Consider the following 5,059-nt stretch of genomic DNA (forward strand, 5'->3'; position numbering starts at 1 on the left):
CGCCGTTGGGGTTTCCGCGCGGAATTCCGTACTTGCTGAGCAGCGGATTGAGGCCGTCGGTGCGGGAGTTGAACTCTGCGTCCACGCATAGCGTCCGTTTGGCAGGGGGAAGCTTCGCGATGTCGGAGAGTTTCTCAATCCCCTCTTCCTTCGCGTATTCCTCGCGCACCGCCAACGCGTAGGTGTTGTTGAGCTTCGAGGGTTTGCCCCAGGTGATTCCGTTGGGGCGGTCCTGATCGCTCACTGCCTTCCACTGCGCCTTCTGATTGGCCATTCCGTGAGTGTGGCCCATATAGGTGAGCCATGCGGTTCCGGTGTACTCCCAGCCCAGGTTCGTCTCGCCGTTGACCATAAGCTGACGGGCGGGCTGCGAGCCTGGGACGCTCGTCATGTCGACGACGTCGAAACCGGAGGCCTCGGCGGTGTAGACCGCGATCTTGCCGAGGATCAGCTGCTCTGTGAAAGCCTTCGACCCCACGGTGACTTTTATGCCCTTGGCCCCGGGAATCGGCTTGATCTTGCCCGGGCCGACGGGCTCGATGCCGGAAGTCGACGGCTGGAGTCCGCACGCCGACAGGCTGGTCGGGCAGGCGGCGAGCGGCGGAAGCGCGCGTTTTCGTTTCGCTCTCATATTCACAGCCCCCTCGGGTAGAAGACAAATTCGACGACGCGTGCCGCCCAATCGACGGCGAGCGCGAGAACCGCGACAAGCAAGGATCCGAACACAAGCACCCGGGTCAGGTTGAGGTTGACGCCCGTCGTGATGAGGAGGCCGAGGCCGCCGCCCTTGACGAATGTGGCCAGCGTGGCGCTTCCCACGAGGAGAACGAGCGCCGTGCGGATGCCCGCGAGCATGACCGGAACGGCGAGGGGAAGCTCTACCTTGGCGAGAATGGCCGGGCTTGACATTCCCATGCCTCGGGCGGCCTCGACGAGTTTCGGGTCGACCGCCCGCAGGCCCACCATCGTGTTCTTCAGGACGGGCAGGAACGCGTAGACCACCAGGCTTGCCAGCGCCGCTTTGTATCCGAAGTCGAGCCAGAAGGCAAAAAGGACGACGAGGCCCACCGTCGGAGCGGCCTGTCCGATGTTTGCGAGCACCATGACGGGCGTGGACAGGCGTCGGAACGGCTTTCTCGTGAGGATGATCCCCATGGGAATGGCCAACGCAAGCACGATGACCGCCGATACGACCGTCAGATTGAGGTGCTCCAAAGTCAGCCTTTGCAGCTGGGCGGAGGCGAGGGTGACTTTCTCTGTTTCGCTCAAATCCGCGGTGTTCAGCCATGTCAGCATGACGATGAGAATGATGAGCAGGGCAATGGGCTGGACGAGCAGGCTCCTCCACGTCAATCCATTGACCTTTTTCCTTGCCTTGGTCATACGCCTTCACCGCTGTTCTCGAGGGTCGCGTCTGCCTCGGGGGACTCCGCTTCGGCGGGCTGGGAGCCTTCGGAAGCTTGCGATCCGTCTTCGGAGTCGACGGCCTCGGAGTCGGCGTCGTCCGTGGAGGCTCCCGCGTTGTGCCCCATCGGCGCGTCGGGGGTGTCTTCCGGATTCTTCGAGGAGATCTCCTCCATGGCTCGAATGACGGTGTTGACCGTGATGAGTCCGAGGAACTTGCCCCGCTTGCCGTGGACGAGCGCTTCGGTCGATCCCGCAACCAGCATGGCGTCGAGGGCGTCGTCGAGCGACGAGCTGGCGCCCACCAGCGGGAAATCGTCGGAGTACTTGGTCTTCACCCGGTCCGTGCGCAAAAGCTGCTTGGGCGTGACCCATCCCACCGGACGTTCTTTGAGGTCGAGAACCGCCGCGTGGCGCACGCCGGCGTCCCTGATCCGCTTGGCGACCTCGCGCGTGTCTTCGCCCGGGCGGGCGCGAACGGCTTCCTTGAGCTGAACAGCGCTGACTCTCGCGAGGCCGAGCTGGCGCAGGCCCGCGCCTGAGCCGATGAAGTCTTCGACGAATTCGTTCGCGGGATTCGCCAAAATCTGGTCGGGGGTGTCGTACTGCATGATTTGGCCGCCGACGTTGAAGATGACGATCCAGTCGCCGAGTTTGATGGCCTCGTCGAAGTCGTGCGTGACAAAGACGACCGTCTTGTGGAGCTCGGACTGGATGTGGATGAGCTCGTCTTGGAGGCGCTGACGGGTAATGGGGTCCACGGCGCCGAAAGGCTCGTCCATGAGGAGGACCGGCGGATCCGCAGCGAGGGCGCGCGCCACGCCGACGCGCTGTTGCTGGCCGCCTGAGAGCTCTTTGGGATAACGGTTGCGGTATTCGCCGGGCTCGAGCGAAACGAGGTCCAGAAGCTCATCGACGCGTTCGGATATCCGCTTCTTGTCCCATCCGAGGAGTTTGGGGACGATGGCGATGTTTTCGGCGACCGTCATATGCGGGAGGAGGCCGCCCGCCTGGATGACGTAGCCGATGTGGCGGCGCAGTTTGTCGCCGTTCATCTGCGTGACGTCGTCGCCGTTGATCACGATGCGGCCGGATGTGGGCTCGATGAGCCGGTTGATCATTTTCAGCGTCGTCGTTTTGCCGCATCCCGACGGTCCGACGAACATAACCGTCTGGCCGGCGGGGATTTCAAGCGTGAGATGGTCGACCGCGGGCTGGGCGCCGCCATAGTCCTTCGTCACCTCCTCCAAGATGATCGTCGCGCCGGTGATCGAAGGGTCGTCGGTCGCGGAATCGGTCCCGAGGGTCGGGTTGGCAGAATTGTTCTCAGACATTGATACCTCGTGAAATCGTCAGACGGCCGAGCAGAACGAGGAGACCGTCGAGTATGAACGCCAGCAAAATGATGGCCACGACGCCGGTGAGGACGGACTCGAAGGAGTTCGCCCCGCCGAGCCGCGAAAGGCCGGAGAAGATGTAGCCTCCGAGCCCGGGGCCGAGCACGTATGCGGAGATCGCCGCGATGCCCATGGACATTTGCGCCGAAATCCGCATTCCCGCCAAGATGACGGGCCAGGCGAGTGGAAGCTCGACCTTGAGGAAGGTCGCGGACTTCGACATTCCTTGGCCTCTGGCGGCTTCCACAATATTGCGGTCGACGCCGGAAAAGCCGACGAGGGCGTTGCGCAGGATCGGCAGGGCCGCGTAGAACGTCACGACGACGACTGCGGGCAAAACTCCGAAACCCGCTGGCGCTATAAGCAAGCCAATAAGGGCAAACGAAGGTATTGTCAACCCTATGGCGGAAATATTGTTTGTAAGGGATGTAAACAGACTGCTCCGATAGCTGAGCGCCGCAATGACCGTTCCGATGACGGTCGCCAACAGCAAGCACTGCGTGACTAGCGAAAGGTGCTGCCAGGCGGCGAAGAGTATCTGGTCCCTTCTTTCTAAGATAAAATTAACCACTGGGTATTCTCACTCCCCGTGTAGTGGTACGACATTTGGGGATTGTCTCGTACGGTGACATATCATTCCCCAGTCTATCCGATAAGTCAAGGGGTGTGCTCACACTTGACATGTGGATTCTCGGAGAGTATGGGATCGTTAAGATCCGCGAGAAATGGGGGATACATTATAGCTGGCTGGCCAGAAAGATCACGTAATTTGCCTATGTGTCTTATCGTGTGTATGTGCACCTGAAGACTTTGACGCTCCGAGGGTTCAAATCCTTCGCGGCCGCCACCACTTTGAGGTTCGAGCCGGGCATCAACTGCGTCGTCGGCCCGAACGGGTCCGGCAAGTCCAACGTCGTCGACGCGCTGGCCTGGGTGATGGGAGAACAGGGAGCGAAGAATCTCCGCGGAGGCAATATGGCCGACGTCATCTTCGCGGGAACGTCCAAGCGTCCGGCTCTCGGCAGGGCCGAGGTCTCGCTCACGATCGACAACTCCGACGGGGTTTTGCCGATCGACTACACGGAAGTGACGATCTCCAGAACGCTTTTCCGCAGCGGGGGATCTGAGTACGCGATCAACGGCGCGTCCTGCAGGCTGCTCGACATCCAGGAGCTCCTTTCAGACACGGGCATGGTGCGTGAGATGCACGTCATCATCGGCCAAGGCAAGCTTGACGAAGTGCTCAAAGCAGGCGCGGAGGACCGCAGAGGGTTCATCGAGGAGGCGGCCGGAGTCCTCAAACATCGGCGGCGGAAAGAGAAGGCTCTGCGCAAACTCGAATCGATGAGCGGGTCTTTGGCGAGGATCGAGGATCTTTCGGCCGAATTGCGCAGGCAGCTCGGGCCCTTGGCGAGGCAGGCGGAAGCCGCCCGCAAGGCCCAGGTCATGCAGGCCGAGGCCCGCGACGCCAAAGCGCGGCTGCTGGCCGACGATCTCGCGCAGCAGCAGGCAAGGGTCGAGTCGCACGAGGTGGACGAATCGAAGCTCTCGGAACGGCGGGCGGACAAGAGGGCGCGAGTTGGCGACGCCCAAGCGCGGCTCGCCCGACTCGAGGCCGAGGCCGCCGCTGCAAATCCCAAGCTGGCTGCGCTCATTGAAAGGTGGGAGAAAGCGTCCTCTCTGGAAGAGCGCTTCCGTTCCTTGGGTCAGCTCGCCGGTGAAAGGCAGCGATCTCTCGCGTCTGCGGCGAGGCCTTTCCACGGGGAGAGGCCGGAGGACATCGTCCGGCGAGCCGATCGGGCGCGCGCCGAAGAGGACGAGCTGAGGGAGCGGGCCGCGACCGCGCAAGATGCCCTCACGGCAGCGATCTCCGAACGTGAAGATGCCGAGGACGCCGAGCATCGGGCCGAGCGCGAGCGTGCCGCCCTCGCCAAAGCCGCCGCCGACAAGCGCGAGGACGCCGCGAGGATGGCCGGACAGATCTCCGCTGCGTCAAGCCGGGTCGAAGCCCTCGAAGCTGAGAAACGCAGGGCAGGCGAAAGCTTGGAGGCGGCGAAACGGCGGGCCGATCAGGCAAAGGCCGAAGTGGCAAGGCTCGAGCAGGACATTGTGGCCGGAGCCCAAGCTGAAGACCCGCTGACCGAGCGCCACGAGGCGAGCTCCGCGGAGCTCAGCGCCGCGGCGGCCGCGCTGGAGGAGGCGCGCTCCCGCTTGCTGGAGACGAGGTCCCAGACAGCTTCGCGGGAGGCAAACGCTCA

The 5,059-nt window shown here is 62.9% G+C and carries 5 protein-coding genes; 1 reads left to right on the plus strand and 4 read right to left on the minus strand.

Features of this window, described 5'->3' with window-relative positions:
* The 4 genes from ACO48X_RS10735 to ACO48X_RS10750 all read right to left on the minus strand — a co-directional run.
* A partial coding sequence (locus ACO48X_RS10735; protein WP_485002076.1) for a glycine betaine ABC transporter substrate-binding protein occupies positions 1–631 on the minus strand: 631 nt, incomplete at its 3' end.
* A 2-nt stretch (positions 632–633) separates the two neighbouring features.
* On the minus strand, positions 634–1,383 hold the full coding sequence (locus ACO48X_RS10740) for an ABC transporter permease (RefSeq protein ID WP_485002078.1): 750 nt from the start codon (positions 1,381–1,383) through the stop codon (positions 634–636).
* Positions 1,380–2,738 (minus strand): ABC transporter ATP-binding protein, encoded by a 1,359-nt coding sequence (locus ACO48X_RS10745; protein ID WP_485002079.1) that lies wholly within the window; start codon positions 2,736–2,738, stop codon positions 1,380–1,382. The genes ACO48X_RS10740 and ACO48X_RS10745 overlap by 4 nt, the downstream gene beginning before the upstream one ends.
* The gene (locus tag ACO48X_RS10750; RefSeq protein ID WP_485002080.1) at positions 2,731–3,372 is read right to left on the minus strand and encodes an ABC transporter permease; all 642 of its coding nucleotides are present in this window, start codon (positions 3,370–3,372) and stop codon (positions 2,731–2,733) included. The genes ACO48X_RS10745 and ACO48X_RS10750 overlap by 8 nt, the downstream gene beginning before the upstream one ends.
* 224 nt (positions 3,373–3,596) lie before the next feature.
* On the opposite strand from ACO48X_RS10750, the gene ACO48X_RS10755 reads away from it, so the two are divergent.
* A partial coding sequence (locus ACO48X_RS10755) for a chromosome segregation SMC family protein (RefSeq protein WP_485002081.1) occupies positions 3,597–5,059 on the plus strand: 1,463 nt, incomplete at its 3' end.

The organism is Peptidiphaga sp., assembly GCF_057238965.1.

What these genes read in the sequence shown, in the direction of transcription:
- ACO48X_RS10745 (WP_485002079.1), bottom strand. Translation starts at nt 2,738, where the DNA reads ATGTCTGAGAACAATTCTGCCAACCCGACCCTCGGGACCGATTCCGCG.
- ACO48X_RS10740 (WP_485002078.1), bottom strand. Translation starts at nt 1,383, where the DNA reads ATGACCAAGGCAAGGAAAAAGGTCAATGGATTGACGTGGAGGAGCCTG.